13 protein-coding genes and 1 tRNA gene are annotated in these 15,086 nt (G+C 63.9%); 8 read left to right on the top strand and 6 right to left on the bottom strand.

Annotated features, from left to right (window positions below; genetic code table 11):
- The first annotated feature begins 4 nt into the window (after positions 1–4).
- Genes tmk through IQ24_RS17425 form a run of 6 tightly spaced genes read left to right on the top strand, consistent with a single transcriptional unit; the run spans position 5 to position 4,719 of the window.
- Complete coding sequence (tmk, locus tag IQ24_RS17450; RefSeq protein ID WP_145399567.1) at positions 5–604, top strand: dTMP kinase; 600 nt, start codon at positions 5–7, stop codon at positions 602–604.
- On the top strand, positions 601–1,683 hold the full coding sequence (locus IQ24_RS17445; protein WP_145399566.1) for a DNA polymerase III subunit delta': 1,083 nt from the start codon (positions 601–603) through the stop codon (positions 1,681–1,683). Before tmk ends, IQ24_RS17445 begins: the two co-directional genes overlap by 4 nt.
- A 13-nt stretch (positions 1,684–1,696) precedes the next feature.
- Positions 1,697–2,500: a TatD family hydrolase gene (locus tag IQ24_RS17440; protein ID WP_145399565.1), complete on the top strand. Its 804-nt coding sequence runs from the start codon at positions 1,697–1,699 to the stop codon at positions 2,498–2,500.
- The gene (locus IQ24_RS17435; RefSeq protein ID WP_145399564.1) at positions 2,497–3,297 is read left to right on the top strand and encodes an MBL fold metallo-hydrolase; all 801 of its coding nucleotides are present in this window, start codon (positions 2,497–2,499) and stop codon (positions 3,295–3,297) included. Before IQ24_RS17440 ends, IQ24_RS17435 begins: the two co-directional genes overlap by 4 nt.
- Entirely contained in the window at positions 3,294–4,238 is a 945-nt protein-coding gene (locus IQ24_RS17430) for an AEC family transporter (protein ID WP_145399563.1), read from the top strand. The genes IQ24_RS17435 and IQ24_RS17430 overlap by 4 nt, the downstream gene beginning before the upstream one ends.
- A 40-nt stretch (positions 4,239–4,278) precedes the next feature.
- The gene (locus IQ24_RS17425; RefSeq protein ID WP_145399562.1) at positions 4,279–4,719 is read left to right on the top strand and encodes an acetyltransferase; all 441 of its coding nucleotides are present in this window, start codon (positions 4,279–4,281) and stop codon (positions 4,717–4,719) included.
- 4 nt (positions 4,720–4,723) lie between these two features.
- Here IQ24_RS17425 and IQ24_RS17420 read toward each other — a convergent pair whose 3' ends face one another.
- The 6 genes from IQ24_RS17420 to metH form a co-directional block, all read right to left on the bottom strand.
- Positions 4,724–5,677 carry an ABC transporter permease gene (locus IQ24_RS17420; protein WP_145399561.1) on the bottom strand — a complete coding sequence of 318 codons (954 nt, stop codon included), beginning with the start codon at positions 5,675–5,677 and terminating at the stop codon, positions 4,724–4,726.
- 5 nt (positions 5,678–5,682) lie between these two features.
- A complete protein-coding gene (locus IQ24_RS17415) occupies positions 5,683–6,984 on the bottom strand; it encodes an ABC transporter permease (RefSeq protein ID WP_145399560.1) in 1,302 nt (433 codons plus the stop codon).
- 138 nt (positions 6,985–7,122) lie between these two features.
- Positions 7,123–8,196, bottom strand: coding sequence for an ABC transporter substrate-binding protein (locus IQ24_RS17410; RefSeq protein WP_145399559.1), 1,074 nt, complete (start codon positions 8,194–8,196; stop codon positions 7,123–7,125).
- Positions 8,197–8,347: 151 nt separating this feature from the next.
- The gene (locus IQ24_RS17405; protein ID WP_145399642.1) at positions 8,348–9,418 is read right to left on the bottom strand and encodes an ABC transporter ATP-binding protein; all 1,071 of its coding nucleotides are present in this window, start codon (positions 9,416–9,418) and stop codon (positions 8,348–8,350) included.
- Positions 9,419–9,717: 299 nt separating this feature from the next.
- Positions 9,718–9,804 (bottom strand) — tRNA-Leu (locus tag IQ24_RS17400).
- Between the two features lie 74 nt (positions 9,805–9,878).
- Positions 9,879–13,616 (bottom strand): methionine synthase, encoded by a 3,738-nt coding sequence (gene metH / locus IQ24_RS17395; RefSeq protein ID WP_145399558.1) that lies wholly within the window; start codon positions 13,614–13,616, stop codon positions 9,879–9,881.
- Positions 13,617–13,760: 144 nt separating this feature from the next.
- Here metH and lipB point away from each other — a divergent pair, with 144 nt between their 5' ends.
- Together lipB and IQ24_RS17385 are read left to right on the top strand one after the other, a co-directional pair.
- Positions 13,761–14,417, top strand: a complete 657-nt coding sequence (gene lipB / locus IQ24_RS17390) for a lipoyl(octanoyl) transferase LipB (protein ID WP_145399641.1) — start codon at positions 13,761–13,763, stop codon at positions 14,415–14,417.
- Positions 14,418–14,562: 145 nt separating this feature from the next.
- Positions 14,563–15,075, top strand: a complete 513-nt coding sequence (locus tag IQ24_RS17385) for a c-type cytochrome (RefSeq protein ID WP_145399557.1) — start codon at positions 14,563–14,565, stop codon at positions 15,073–15,075.
- Positions 15,076–15,086: the final 11 nt, after the last annotated feature.

Raw genomic sequence — 15,086 nt, 5'->3', positions numbered from 1 at the left:
GGACATGTTCATCAGTTTTGAGGGGATCGACGGTTCGGGAAAGTCGACGCAGGCCCGGCGACTGGCCGAAACCCTGCGCCAAAGCGGACGCCAGGTCGTCCTGACTCGTGAACCCGGCGGCAGCCCCGGGGCCGAGGAAATCCGCCGCCTTCTGGTTGAGGGCGGCAATGAGCGCTGGTCGCCCGAGACCGAACTGCTTCTGTTCACCGCCGCTCGCCGCGATCACGTCGAACGGGTCATTGAGCCCGCGATGGCGCGCGGAGACTGGGTGATCACCGACCGTTTCGCCGATTCCAGCCGCGTCTATCAGGGCGCCGCGCGGGCCAGCCTGCGCGATCTGGTCGAAGCGCTGCATGATCTGACGATCCGACTTGAACCGGACCTGACCTTCGTCATCGACCTTGACCCGGCGATCTCGCTGGGGCGCGGCCGCGCGCGAGGCGGCATCGAGGACCGGTTCGAGGGGATGGGCCTTACCTTCCAGCAGCGTCTTCGCGACGGCTTTCTGGCGCTGGCCTCCGAAGCACCCGAACGGATCCGCGTCATCGACGGCTCGGGCTCGGAAGATGAGGTCGCCGCGCGCGTCCTGGCCGCCCTGCCATGAGCGAGGATGACCTTCCCGAACCTGACCGGGTGCCCGGTGCGCCGCATCCGCGCGACAGTCTGCGCCTGATCGGTCAGGATGCGGCGCTGCAGGATTTCTCGACCGCGTTGCAGACCGGACGGCTGCACCACGGCTGGCTGATTTCCGGGCCGCGCGGCACGGGGAAGGCGACGCTCGCCTGGCTGATCGCGCGCTGGCTGCTGACCGGAGCGGAAAGTGCCGAAGCGGCCTCGGACGCCGAAAACCCGACAGTGCGCCGCATCCGTGCCTTGTCCGAGCCGCGTCTGCATCTGGTCCGCCGCCCGATCGATGAGAAATCCGGCCGGTTGCGAACCGAGATCACCGTCGACGAAATCCGGCGCCTGCAATCCTTCTTCCACCTCAGCGCAGCCGAGGGCGGGCGACGCGTCGCCATCATCGATTCTGCGGATGAGATGAACACCGCCGCCGCCAACGCTTTGCTGAAACTACTGGAAGAGCCCCCTGCTGCGGCGACCCTGATCCTCGTCTCGCATCAACCCGCCCGCCTTTTGCCGACGATCCGGTCGCGCTGCCGCGAGTTGCGCCTGCATCCGCTTGAGGCCGAGCCCATGGCCGCAATCCTGCAGGCCCTCAATGTCGAGGCCGATCCAGAGCGTCTTTCGGCGCTGGCCGCAGGCTCGGTCGGCGAGGCGTTGCGGCTGACGGGTCAGGACGGGCTTGAAGCCTATCAGAAGCTCGTCGACCTTTTCGCCACTATGCCACGCATGGATCGCAAGGCCGCCGCCGCGATTGCCGAGATGGCGGGCGGGCGGGCCAGCGCGGATGGCGACCCGTTCGATCTGATCGTCACGCTGCTGGATCGCCTGTTGTCGCGCGCCGCCCGCGCGGGCCTGCTGGGGCCGCCCTTGCCCGAAGCGGCCGAGGGTGAGGCCGACATGCTGGCCCGCCTTTCCCCCGATCCGCGCGCGGCCCGGCTTTGGGCCGGGGCGCAGGCCGAGCTTTCGGCGCGCGCCCGCGCCGGGCGGGCGGTCAACCTTGACCCCTCGGCGCTGGTGATGGATATGCTGATCGGGCTGGCGAACCAGCCTGCCCTATAAGGTTGGATTTTGGATGACCGCTTCCGCTTCTTTGCCCGCATTGGTCGACAGCCACTGCCACCTGGACTTCCCGGATTTCGAAGGCCAGCAGGCGGAGCTGATCGAACGCGCCCGCGCGGCTGGCGTGACCCGCATGGTCACCATCTGCACGCGCATGAAGAACCTGCCCCGCGTTCGGGCCATCGTCGAGGCACATGCGGGCATCTTCTACGCCGCAGGCATCCACCCGATGTATGCCGCCGAAGAGCCGCTCGTTTCGGTCGATGAACTGCTCGCGCTGACCGAAGACCCGAAATTCGTGGGCTATGGCGAGACTGGGCTTGATTACCACTACACCGCCGACAGCGCCGAAATTCAGCAGGTCAGCCTGCGCACCCATATCGAGGCCGCACGTCGCACCGGCCTGCCGCTGATCATCCACGCCCGCGATGCCGATGAGGATATGGCCCGCATCCTGACCGAAGAGCATCGCATCGGCGCCTATTCCTGTGTCATGCATTGCTTCACCAGCGGCCCCGAGCTGGCCCGCACGGCGCTGGATCTGGGCTTTTACCTGTCGATGTCGGGGATTGCCGCCTTCCCGCGCTCGACCGAGCTGCGCGAGATCTTTGCCGCCGCCCCCCATGACCGCATTCTGGTCGAAACCGACGCGCCCTATCTTGCGCCGCCGCCGTTTCGCGGCAAGCGCAATGAGCCCGCCTATGTCGCCCATACCGCCAAGGTCGGGGCGCAGACGCTGGGCCTGTCCGAGGCCGAATTTGCCCGGCTGACCAGCGCCAATTTCGACCGGTTGTTCACGCGGGCGGCGCAGGCATGATCCGGGCGACGATCCTTGGCTGCGGGTCATCCGGCGGGGTGCCTCGGCTTGGGGGTCGGTGGGGAGAGTGCGATCCCGACAATCCCCGCAACCGTCGCCAGCGCTGCGCGCTGCTGCTGGAGCGCCCCGGCCCCGAGGGCGTCACGCAGGTCCTGATCGACACCGGCCCCGACATGGTGCCGCAGCTTCTGGCGGCCGGGATCGGCACGCTGGACGCGGTCGTCTATACCCATCCCCACGCGGACCATATCCACGGCATCGATGATCTGCGGCAGCTGGCCTATAACGCCGACCGCAAGATCCCGACCTGGGCCGATGAGCAGACGCGCGCCGCCCTGCTGGACCGGTTCGGCTATATTTTCGAAACGCCCCCGGGTTCCTCCTATCCGCCGATCTGCACCCTGCATGACATCGACGGCCCGATCCGCATCGACGGCCCGGGTGGTCAAATCGAGCTGGTGTCCTTCCGGGTGAACCATGGCGACCTCGACGCGCTTGGCTTTCGCGTGCCTGCCCCCGGCGGCGGGCTGGTCTATCTGCCCGATGTGCGCCAGATCCCCGAAGATTCCTGGCCTCAGATCATGGGTTGCGAGGTCTTCATCTGCGATGCCCTGCGCCGCAAGCCGCACCCCAGCCACGCCCATCTGGAGCTGACGCTGTCCTGGCTGCAACGCTCGGGCGCGCCGCGCGGTGTCCTTACCAATATGCACATCGATCTGGATTACGACGATGTCATGGCCGAAACGCCGCCGCATGTTGTCCCCGCCCATGATGGCATGGTGATCGAGTTCCAATGACCATTCTGTTCGACGTCATCCTGCCGGTCTTCATCATCATCGGCTTTGGGTACGTCGTCGCCTGGCGGAAGATGTTTTCGGAGATCGCGGTTGATGGGCTGATGCGCTTTGCACAGAACTTCGCGGTTCCGGTGCTGCTCTTCGCCAATATCTCGCGGCTGGATCTGGCCGGAAACTTCAACGCGGGCATGTGGATCGCCTTCTACACCGGGGCCTTCCTGTCCTATTTCATCGGCTGGTTCGTCTCGGGGCGTTATCTGGGGCGCAACCCCGAGGACGCGGTGGCCATCGGTTTTGTGTGCCTCTTCTCGAACTCGCTCCTGCTGGGCATCCCGATCATGGAGCGCGCCTATGGCGCCGAGGCGATTGCGGGCAACCTTGCGATCATCGCGATCCATTCCCCGCTGCTTTACACCTTCGGCATCACCATGATGGAGTTCACCCGGGCGCGCGGCCAAAGCCTCTCGGTCGGGCGCATCGCGCTGCGTGCCCTGTCGGGCGTGCTGCACACGCCACTGATCATCGGGATCCTCTGCGGTGTGGCGATGAACCTGCTGTTGCAGGCCGGGCTAGTCATGCCCGAGGGCTTCTGGGCCGCGACCGACATGATGGCACGCGCCGCGTTGCCAGCGGCGCTGTTCGGTCTTGGCGGCGTCCTTTACCGCTACCGACCCGAGGGCGACGCGACCGCGATTGCGCTTTGCTGCCTCTGCTCGCTGGTGATCCATCCGGTCATCACCTATGGGCTGGGGCATCTGTTCGCGCTGCCGCAGGGGGCCATGCGCTCGGCCGTGATCACCGCCAGTATGTCGCCGGGGATCAACGCGTATCTCTTCGCCTCGATCTATGATGCGGGCAAGCGCGTGGCGGCCTCCAGCGTGCTGGTCGGGACCGCGCTGTCGATCCTGACGATCTGGTTCTGGCTGGCGATCCTGCCCTGAGCCTATTGCAGAAAGTAAGAAGGAACCGTTAACAGGTCCCATGCTTACGTTCAGACCTTCGACAGATCAGGACTTGCCGCGCGTCATGGAGATATGGCGCCGGGCGGTAGACGCCACGCATCACTTCCTCACGCCCGACGACAGGTCGGCGATTGAGGCAGAGGTTGTGGAGTTCTTTCCACAGGTGAGCCTGGAGCTTGCCGTGGATGCCTCAGGCACGCCGCAGGGCTTCATGTTTCTGCATGACGGCCATCTGGAGGCGCTGTTCATCGACCCCGACCAGCATGGCACCGGGATCGGCAAAGCCCTGATTTCACGGGCACTCGCGGCCCATCCCGCCCTGACAACCGATGTGAACGAGCAGAATCCAGAGGCGCTTGGCTTCTACGAACATCTTGGCTTCCTGCGCAGCGGAAGATCCGCGCTTGATGGGCAGGGAAGGCCCTACCCCCTCATCCATCTTCGGTATCGACCAGACTGAAAGATCAGCGCGGCGTGACGCCCCGCAACCTCTCGGACCGGCGGCGCAGCAGCTCGACCACCGTCAGCAGCGCGATCGAGAAGATCACCAACAGCGTGGCAATCGCCAGAATCGCGGGAGAGATCTGCTCGCGGATGCCGTTCCACATCTGGCGCGGAATGGTCTGCTGGTCGGGGCCGCCGATCAGCAGGACCGCCACCACCTCGTCGAACGAGGTGACGAAGGCAAACAGCGCGCCCGAGATCACGCCCGGCAGGATCAGCGGCAGGATGATCTTGAAGAAGGTCGTCGTCGGTTTAGCCCCAAGGCTGGCGGCGGCACGCGACAGTGACTGGTCAAAGCCGATCAGCGATGCGGTGACGGTGATGATGACGAAGGGAATCCCCAGCGTGGCATGGGCCAGGATCACGCCCAGATAGGTCTGCGCAAGCTTGCCGCAGGGCCCCTCATAGCCCACCAGCTGCAGCGGCCCGCAGGGGTTCGAGTAGAAGAAGAACAGCCCCGTCGCCGTGATGATCACCGGCACGATCATGGGAGAGATCAGCGTCGCCATGATCAGGCGGCGATAGGGCATCTCGGCCCGCGCAAGGCCAAGGGCGGCCACCGTGCCCAGCACAGTCGCCACCAGCGTCGAGAAGATGCCGATGATGACCGAGGATTTAGCGGCCTTGATCCATTTCGCGTTCTGCCAGGCGTCCATCCACCAGCTGGAATCGCGCGGCGCGTCGGGTGCTGCCATGCCGAAGGTCAGCAGGGCATTGTACCAGCGCATCGAATATCCCTCGGGGTCGAAGGACAGCATCTTCTCGGTGAAGGTGAAATAGGGCTCGGCGTTGAAGGACAGCGGGATCATGATGATGATCGGCGCGATCAGGAAGAAGAAGATCGCCGCGCAGATCACCAGATAGGCATAGTGCCAGATCTTCTCCAGCGGGGATGCGTAGGTCGGAACAGCCATTTTCGTTACCCCAGCTTCAGATTGTCGATGCCGACAAGGCGGTCATAGACCCAATAGAGGATCAGCACGGCCGCCAGCAGCAGCGCCGAAAGCGCGGCGGCCATCGACCAGTTTAGCGATTGCGTCATATGCATCGCGATCATGTTCGAGATCAGCTGCCCCGACGAGCCGCCGACCAGCGCGGGCGTGATGTAGTAGCCGACCGACAGGATGAAGACCAACAGCGCCCCTGCCCCCAGCCCCGGCAGCGTCAGCGGGAAATAGATCCGGCGGAAGGTCGTCCAGCTGGTCGCCCCCAGCGAGCGCGCCGCCCGCGCATAGGACGGGTTGATCGTGCGCATCACCGAATAAAGCGGCAGCACCATGAAGGGCAGCAGCACATGCGTCATCGCGACGATGGTGCCGGTCTGGTTATAGATCATCTGCAGCCGCTGGCCGTTGCCGATCAGCCCCAGCCAGACAAGGATGTCGTTGATCACGCCCTGCTGCTGCAGCAGCACGATCCAGGCCGAGGTCCGCACCAGAAGCGAGGTCCAGAACGGCAGCAGCACCAGGATCATCAGCAGGTTCGATTTGCGCAGCGGCAGGGTCGCCAGCAGATGTGCAATCGGAAAGCCCAGAAGGAAGGTCATCGCCGTGATGATCGCCGACAGCACAAAGGTGCGGATGAACAGCATGACATAGACGCGCTGCTCGGGGGCAACGCGGACGATGTCGCCATTCTCGTCGCGCTTCAGGTCCAGTGCGGCCAGATAGAAGGACGTCGTATAGGCCGATGAGACGTTGCGCATCGCCGACCACAGCGCCGGATCGCCCCATTTGCTGTCGATCTCCAGCATCGCCTCGCGGTAAGGCGGCTGCAACCCGTCGCGGACCTTCCGCCCGGCCGAGGTGAACAGCGACCGCGTGCCCGCCATCTCGTAATTCATCCGCGTGCCCACGACGCCGATGGTGCGCACCTGCGCCGCAGCCTGCAGGTCATTGGCCAGCGCCTGCCAGGCGGCCTCGTCCGGCTGGGTGCCGCGGGGGTGTTCTTTGAACCAGACGGTCAGCTCGGGCATATTGGCCGAGAAACCGTCATTGAAGACCGAGCGATGCAGCATCTGCCCGATCGGATTGATGAAGGTGACGACGATGAACAGCAGAAGCGGCAGCACCAGCAGCAAGGCCCGCCGCCGCGCCCGACGAGAGCTGCGCACCAGCGCGCGGGCCAGCGGCTCTCCATCCGCCGTGGTCAGGCTGCCGCCCTGATCAAGGCCACCAGCCTCGGTCACGATTGCGGCGTGGGGATCAAGCGCTTTGACCATCGGGCTTCCTTCGTTCTTCCTCGCGTCCATCAGATGGCGGCGGTACGCCGTCATCGATCATTGCCCCCGGTCCCGGGCGGTCCAGCCCGGACGAGAGGGGTGTCGCGGCGAAAGCGCCCGCCGCGACAGGGGTTTCGATCAGTTCGCGGCCAGCCAGGCGTTGAAGCGCTCGTTCAGTTCGGCATCATGGTCGACCCAGAAATCAAGGTTCGACGCCAGCGCGGCCTTCAGGTTGTCGGCATAGGTCGGCAGGTTCGGACCCATCGGGGTGTCGGTGCCCTGGATATTGCCGACCAGCGCGGCGGCCGATTTGCGCGGCGGACCATAGGCGATGTATTCGGCGGCCTTGGCCTGCTGCTCGGACGAGGTCGAGAAGGCGATGAACTCTTTCGCCTGATCAATGTTTGGCGCGCCTTTCGGGATCACCCAGCCTTCCATCTCATAGACCTGACCGTCCCAGACGATCTTGAAGGGTTTGTTTTCCTTCACCGCCGCGTCGAAGATCCGGCCGTTGAAGGCATAGGCCATCGAGACCTCGCCATCCGCCAGAAGCTGCGGCGGCTGGGCGCCCGCTTCCCACCAGACCACGTCGTTCTTGATGGTTGCGAGCTTCGCGAAGGCGCGGTCAACGCCCTCGGGCGTGCCCAGCGTCTCATAGACCTCGGCTGCGGGAACGCCATCGGCCATCAGCGCCAACTCAAGGTTGAACTTCGCGCCCTTGCGCATGGTGCGCTTGCCCGGGAATTTCGCCGTGTCGAAGAAATCCGCAGGCGTCGCGGGTTTCGCATCGGGGTATTTGCTGTCGTCATAGGCGATGATCATCGAATAGACGTCGGTGCCGACGAAGCAATCGGTCACGGCGCCCTCGATGAAATCATCCGCTGCAGCGGTGCCATCGGGCGCGGGCAGCAGGATCGAGGCATCGATCTCTTCCAGCAGACCCTCGTCGCAGAGGCGCACGGCGTCGGCATATTCGACCGAGGCCACGTCGGTGGTCACGTTCCCGGCCTCGACCTGCGCCTTCAGCGGGGTTGCGGGGTTGTCCGCATCCGAGACGATGACCTTGGTTCCGGTCTTGGCCTCGAAGGGTTTCACATAGGCCTCGACATGGCTGTTGCCATAGGCGCCACCCCAGGACAGCAGGTTCACATCCGCGAGGGCCGGCATGGCCAGCAGGCTCAGCGCGGTGGTCAGGGCAAGAGTTCTTTTCATCAGTATCTCCCGAGGTTGAAAGCAGCGGCATTCGCCGTCCATCTTGGCCCCGCCCCGTCAGGGGTCGGTCGGGGCAGTCCCGGATCGATGTGTCTGCGCCACTTCGATCAGCGGGTCAGGGTGCAGGCAAAGGCCTGCGACCCAGTTTCGGTCACACCGGATCCAGCGCGCGCGCGTCCAGCGGGTGCCAGCCGATGCGCAGCTTCTGTCCGGGGGTCAGCTTGGTCTGGCCCAGCGTGTTGCGATATTTCATCACGAATTCATCATCATCGGCGACGCGCAGCACGGCCCGCAGGATGTCGCCCATATAGATCACATCCAGCACCTCGGCCTCGAGCGTATGGGCATCGGCGGGCATGAGATCGGGCTTGAACTCGACCCGTTCCGGCCGGATCGAGACGGTCGTGGGCTGCCCCACTTCGCGAATATTGACGGCGCTTGCGTCGATCAGCTCTCCATTCGCCAGCCGGACCAGCGCCTTGTCGCCCTCAAGCTTCTCGATCGTGCCGCGCAGCGCGTTGTTTTCGCCGATGAACCCGGCGACGAAGCTGTTTTCGGGGCGTTCATAAAGGGCGGCGGGCGGCGCAAGCTGCTGGATGCGCCCGTCGTTGAAGACCGCGATGCGGTCCGACATGGTCAACGCCTCGCCCTGATCATGGGTCACATAGACGACAGTGATCCCCAACCGTTCGTGCAGCGCCTTGATTTCAAACTGCATATGCTCGCGCAGCTGCTTGTCGAGCGCGCCCAGCGGCTCATCCATCAGCACCAGCTTCGGGTCAAAGACCAACGCCCGGGCCAGAGCGATCCGCTGCTGCTGGCCGCCCGAAAGCTGCGCCGGGCGGCGATTGCGAAACTTGCCCATCTGCACCATGTCGAGCGCGCGGGTGATGCGGTCCTCACGTTCGGACTTGCCCATGCCGCGCACTTCCAGCGGGAAAGACAGGTTCTCTCCGACCGTCATATGCGGGAACAGCGCGTAGTTCTGGAAGACCATGCCAATGCCGCGCTTGTGGGGCGGCACGTCATTGATGTTGCGGCCATCAAGGCGGATCTCGCCATGCGTCGCGGTCTCGAACCCCGCCAGCATCATCAGGCAGGTCGTCTTGCCCGAGCCCGAGGGCCCCAGCATCGTCAGAAATTCCCCCTTCGCGATTGCCAGGTTCAAGTCTTTGACGACAAGCGTTTGTCCATCATAGCTTTTTTGCACATGGTCAAACATCACGAAGGAATCGTTGCCGCTTGGCACTGTCAACTCGCGGTCTCCCTGTTTTAGGCTTTTTTCGTTTCCGCTGAACCAGAGTAAGCGGCGGGTCGCGCGAATTGCAACTGCCTTCTGAGGCAGGTAGTGGCGCCGAGATGGCAGGGGCTGCGGAAGCGTTCAGCGCAAGAATATGCGGACTTGCCCGGCCACATCGAGAAGGTGGCGGGCCTGCGTCATCCGGCGCGTCAATTCAGCAGTTTCACTTGGGGAGCAGAAATGAAAAAAGCGGGGAAATCCCCGCTTCTTCAGCAAATTGATGGTGCGGTCGAAAAGACTCGAACTTTCACTCCGGTTAAGGAACAGCGACCTCAACGCTGCGCGTCTACCAATTCCGCCACGACCGCATCTCGTAGCCAGCGCTATCTAGACGGTTGCGAACCACTTGAAAAGGGGCAATCGCGCGCGCCACCTGCCTTTTTCATTCCGCCGCCACCGCCGCCTGAGGCGTGTAGTTCAGAAGCGGGGCCAGCCAGCGTTCGGCCTCGGTCACCGTCATGCCCTTGCGAGCGGCATAGTCGACCACCTGATCGTGTTCGACCTTCGCCACGCCGAAATAATAGGCCTCGGGATGACCGATATAGAGCCCCGAAACCGAGGCGCCGGGCCACATGGCCATCGACTCGGTCAGTTCGACCCCGGCGGCATTCGTGGCATCCAGCAGATCGAACAGCGTCACCTTCTCGGTGTGGTCGGGCTGGGCCGGATAGCCGGGCGCGGGGCGGATGCCCTTGTAGGGCTCGCCGATCAGCTCTTCCGGCGAGAAGGTCTCATCCGCCGCATAGCCCCAATAGTCGCGCCGCACGCGTTCATGCATCATCTCGGCCAGCGCCTCGGCGAAGCGGTCGGCCAGCGCCTGCACCAGAATGGCCGAGAAATCATCGTTCTGCGCCTTGAAGCGATCGGCAATCGCCTGCTCTTGCGCGCCGGCGGTCACGACGAAGCCGCCGACATAGTCGACCAGCCCCTCGGGCGCGACGAAATCGGCCAGCGCCACATTCGGACGGTCGTCGCGCTTGGCGATCTGCTGGCGCAGCGTGTGCATGGTCGCCAGCGGCGCGCTGCGGCTGTCATCCTGCCACAGGCGGATGTCGTCGCCGACCCGGTTCGCGGGCCAGAAACCGATGACGGCCTGCGGCTTGAACCACTGCTCATCAATGATCTGCTTCAGCATCGCCTGCGCATCGGCGAACAGCTGGCGCGCGGCCTCGCCCTGCTTTTCATCCTCAAGGATGCGCGGATAGACGCCCTTCAGCTCCCATGTCTGGAAGAAGGGGGTCCAGTCGATATAGCGGGCGATCTCGGCCAGGGTGAAGTCGTCGACGACACGCGCGCCCAGGAATTGCGGGGTCTTCGCCTGCCAGCCGGTCCAGTCCAGTTTGACCGGATTGTCGCGTGCCGTGGCCAGCGGCAGGCGCTTCTTGTCGGCCTCGCCGCGCGAATATTTCTCGGCCACGTCGAGGTATTCCGCGTTCACATCGGCGGTGAACTTGGCTTTGCCGTCCGACAGCAGGTTCGAGACGACCCCCACCGCGCGGCTGGCATCGGTCACATAAACCGTCTGGCCCTTGTGATAGCGCGGGTTGATCTTGACCGCCGTATGGACACGGCTGGTCGTGGCACCACCGATCAGCAGCGGAATGTCGAAACCTTCCCGCTCCATTTCGGAGGCCACATGCACCATCTCGTCCAGCGAGGGCGTGATGAGGCCGGAAAGCCCGATGATATCCACGTTTTCGCGCTTCGCGGTTTCCAGAATCTTCGTCGCCGGAACCATCACGCCAAGGTCGATGATTTCGTAATTGTTGCAGGCCAGCACGACGCCGACGATGTTCTTGCCGATGTCATGCACGTCACCCTTCACCGTCGCCATCAGCACCTTCCCGGCCGAGGACGCGCCGCCTTCCTTCTCGGCCTCCATGAAGGGCAGAAGATGGGCCACGGCCTGCTTCATCACGCGGGCCGATTTCACCACCTGCGGCAGGAACATCTTGCCCGAACCGAAAAGGTCGCCGACCACGTTCATCCCGGCCATCAGCGGGCCTTCGATGACATGCAGCGGGCGGGCGGCGTTCAGGCGCGCTTCCTCGGTATCCTCGTCGATATATTCGGTGATGCCGTTGACCAGCGCGTGCTCCAGCCGCTTCTCGACCGGCCATTCGCGCCAGCTCAGGTCCTTCTCGCGGCCCTTGGCACCTTCGCCGCCACGATATTTCTGCGCAATCTCCAGCATCCGCTCGGTCGCGTCGTCGCGGCGGTTCAGGACAACATCCTCGCAGGCTTCGCGCAGTTCCGGGGCGATCTGGTCGTAAACGGCCAGCTGACCGGCGTTGACGATGCCCATATCCATCCCCGCCTGAATGGCGTGATAGAGGAAGACGGCATGCATCGCCTCGCGCACGGGCTCGTTGCCGCGAAAGCTGAACGACAGGTTCGAGACGCCACCCGACACATGCACATGCGGCAAGGTCTGCATGATCCGCCGGGTCGCCCCGATGAAGTCGAGACCGTAGTTGTTATGCTCCTCGATCCCTGTCGCCACGGCGAAAATATTCGGGTCAAAGATGATATCTTCGGGCGGGAAGCCCACTTCATTGACCAGCAGGTCATAGGCGCGGGCGCTGATCTCGACCTTGCGGTTCTCGGTATCGGCTTGCCCGGTTTCGTCAAAGGCCATGACCACGACCGCCGCCCCGTAGGCGCGGCACAGGCGGGCGTGGTGCAAAAACGCCTCCTCGCCTTCCTTCAGCGAGATCGAGTTCACCACCGACTTGCCCTGCACGCATTTCAGCCCGGCCTCGATCACCTCCCATTTGGAGCTGTCGATCATCACCGGCACCTTGGCGATATCGGGCTCGGACGCGATCAAGTTCAGGTAATCGATCATCACCTGCTTCGAATCGATCAGCCCCTCATCCATGTTGACGTCGATGATCTGCGCGCCGTTTTCGACCTGATCGCGCGCAATATCCAAGGCGGTCGCGTAATCGCCCGCCGTGATCAGCTTGCGGAACTTGGCCGAGCCGGTGACGTTCGTGCGCTCACCCACGTTCACGAAGGGAATGTCGTCGGTTTTCACGAAGGGCACGAGGCCCGAGAGGCGCAGGCGCGGCTCGATCTCGGGCAGCGGGCGCGGCGGGTATTTCGCCACGGTCTCGGCAATGGCGCGGATATGCGCGGGGGTCGAGCCGCAGCAGCCGCCGACGATGTTCACCAGACCTTCGCGCGCAAATTCCTCGATCTGCGCGGCCATGAATTCGGGCGATTCGTCGTATTGGCCCATTTCGTTCGGCAGGCCCGCGTTCGGATAGGCGCAGGTGAAGGTGTCAGCCACGCTGGAAATCTCGGCCAGATGCGGGCGCATGGCCGCTGCACCAAGCGCGCAGTTGAGGCCAATCGAGAACGGCATGGCGTGGCGCACCGAATACCAGAAGGCGGTCGGCGTCTGACCGGTCAGGGTGCGGCCCGAAAGGTCGGTGATCGTGCCCGAGATCATCACCGGCAGGCGGACGCCCTTTTCGATGAACACGTCCTCGCAGGCGAAAATCGCGGCCTTGGCGTTCAGCGTGTCGAAGATCGTCTCGATCAGGATGATGTCTGCACCGCCGTCGATCAGACCGCGAAGCTGTTCACTGTAAGCGATGCGCAGGTCGTCAAAAGTCACGGCGCGGTAGCCCGGATTGTTCACATCCGGCGAGATCGAGGCTGTGCGGTTCGTCGGCCCCAAAGCGCCTGCGACGAAGCGGGGGCGGCCATCCTCGGCCGTGGCGCGGTCCAGCGCGCGTCGGACCAGCCGGGCGCCGTGGAAGTTCAGGTCATAGACCGCCGCCTGCATCCCGTAATCGGCCTGCGCAATCGAGGTCGAGGAAAAGGTGTTCGTCTCGACAATATCCGCGCCCGCCTTCGCATAGCGGTAGTGGATTTCCTCGATCGACTCGGGTTGGGTCAGGATCAGAAGGTCGTTATTGCCCTTTTGCGGATGGTCGGAATGGTGATGGCAGGCGCAGCCCGAGCCATGGCCGGTGAAGTCATCCTCGCTCAGACCCAGCTGCTGGATCTGCGTGCCCATCGCGCCGTCAAGGATCAGGATCCGCTCGGTTGCGGCTTTGCGCAGAGCGTCGAAAACGGGCGAGGGAACGGGCTTCTTGGCTTGGGTCATGGTGCTTTCCGCGGGCAATGCAAGCCTGCCTTATAGCCGCCCTCGCAGCTTTAGGGAAATTCATCATCCGCACTATGATGATGAGCCGCGCTCATGTTGCGCGCCATCTTGCCGGTCGCCCTGCAGAGGGCTATCTGCTGGCTCATGGTGGAATGGATTACTGAACCCGGACTTCTGGATTATGAAACCGCCGTCCAGCGGATGGAGGCGCGCGTCGCCGCGATCCATGCGGGCGAGGCGGAAGAGCTGATCTGGCTGGTCGAGCATCCGCCGCTTTACACCGCAGGCACCAGCGCCAAACCCGCCGATCTGACCGACGCGACCCGCTTTCCCGTCTATGCGGCCGGGCGCGGCGGGCAGTACACCTATCACGGCCCCGGCCAGCGCGTCGTCTATGTCATGCTGGATCTGAACAAGCGTGGGCGCGACGTGCGCGCTTTTGTCGCAGCCATGGAAAACTGGGTCATTTCCGCGCTTTCCGAGTTCAACCTGAAGGGCGAGATCCGCGAGGGCCGCGTCGGCGTCTGGATCGCCCGCCCCGACCTTCCACCCCTGCTGGATGGCCAGATGCGCGAAGACAAGATCGCCGCCATCGGTGTCAAACTCCGCCGCTGGGTCAGTTTTCACGGCATTTCGATCAATGTCGAACCGGACCTTGAACATTACGCGGGCATCGTGCCCTGCGGCATCTCGGGGCATGGGGTGACGAGCCTCGTGGACATGGGACGGCCCGTCGATCTGGGCGATCTGGACGTGGCGCTGAAACGCACCTTCGCACAGTCCTTCCCCGAGCCGGAATGACCTGCCCGGCCACCGCCCAAGGGTAACCCTACGTCGCAGTCTTCAACATTTGCTATATTGTGAGCCCGCAGGCGGTGCTAAAGCCAACCTGCAGGGAGTACGCTCCTCAGACGATTCGAAACCAAAAATTCCTAAAGGAAACGCCATGAAGACCAGCATCTATGCCGCGCTTGCCGCCAGTCTTTTTGCTCTGCCTGCAATGGCGCAGGACGCCGGAGACCCGGCGAAGGGCGAAAGCGAGTTCCGCAAGTGCAAGGCCTGCCACATGATCCAGGCGCCCGATGGGACCGACGTGGTCAAGGGCGGCAAGACCGGCCCGAACCTCTATGGCGTTGTGGGCCGCAAGGCCGGGACCGCCGAAGGGTTCAAGTTCTCGGACGCGCTGATCAAACTGGGCGAAGCCGGTGAGATCTGGACCCCCGAGGACCTCGAGCATTACATCACCGACCCCAACAAATATGTTGAGGAAAAGGTCGGCGACGCGTCGCTGAAGACCAAGATGACCTTCAAACTGGCCCGCAACCAGGCCGATGTCATCGCCTTCCTGGCGCAGAATTCGCCGGACGCCGGTGCCGCAGCCGCCCCGGCTGACGCTGAAGCAGCGCCGGCTGAAGCGCCCGCTGAGGGCGAGTCGGCCGAGACCCCTGCCGCCAACTGATCGGCCTGCCC

The organism is Paracoccus sulfuroxidans (assembly GCF_007830335.1).
GTDB classification, from domain to species: domain Bacteria; phylum Pseudomonadota; class Alphaproteobacteria; order Rhodobacterales; family Rhodobacteraceae; genus Paracoccus; species Paracoccus sulfuroxidans.
This window is presented reverse-complemented; position numbering and strand designations above follow the sequence as displayed.

Coding starts and splice junctions, on each gene's coding strand:
- IQ24_RS17425 (WP_145399562.1), top strand. CDS start 4,279: ATGCTTACGTTCAGACCTTCGACAGATCAGGACTTGCCGCGCGTCATG.
- IQ24_RS17445 (WP_145399566.1), top strand. CDS start 601: ATGAGCGAGGATGACCTTCCCGAACCTGACCGGGTGCCCGGTGCGCCG.
- IQ24_RS17385 (WP_145399557.1), top strand. CDS start 14,563: ATGAAGACCAGCATCTATGCCGCGCTTGCCGCCAGTCTTTTTGCTCTG.
- IQ24_RS17430 (WP_145399563.1), top strand. CDS start 3,294: ATGACCATTCTGTTCGACGTCATCCTGCCGGTCTTCATCATCATCGGC.
- lipB (WP_145399641.1), top strand. CDS start 13,761: ATGGTGGAATGGATTACTGAACCCGGACTTCTGGATTATGAAACCGCC.
- metH (WP_145399558.1), bottom strand. CDS start 13,616: ATGACCCAAGCCAAGAAGCCCGTTCCCTCGCCCGTTTTCGACGCTCTG.
- IQ24_RS17405 (WP_145399642.1), bottom strand. CDS start 9,418: ATGTTTGACCATGTGCAAAAAAGCTATGATGGACAAACGCTTGTCGTC.
- IQ24_RS17440 (WP_145399565.1), top strand. CDS start 1,697: ATGACCGCTTCCGCTTCTTTGCCCGCATTGGTCGACAGCCACTGCCAC.
- IQ24_RS17410 (WP_145399559.1), bottom strand. CDS start 8,196: ATGAAAAGAACTCTTGCCCTGACCACCGCGCTGAGCCTGCTGGCCATG.
- IQ24_RS17435 (WP_145399564.1), top strand. CDS start 2,497: ATGATCCGGGCGACGATCCTTGGCTGCGGGTCATCCGGCGGGGTGCCT.
- tmk (WP_145399567.1), top strand. CDS start 5: ATGTTCATCAGTTTTGAGGGGATCGACGGTTCGGGAAAGTCGACGCAG.
- IQ24_RS17415 (WP_145399560.1), bottom strand. CDS start 6,984: ATGGTCAAAGCGCTTGATCCCCACGCCGCAATCGTGACCGAGGCTGGT.
- IQ24_RS17420 (WP_145399561.1), bottom strand. CDS start 5,677: ATGGCTGTTCCGACCTACGCATCCCCGCTGGAGAAGATCTGGCACTAT.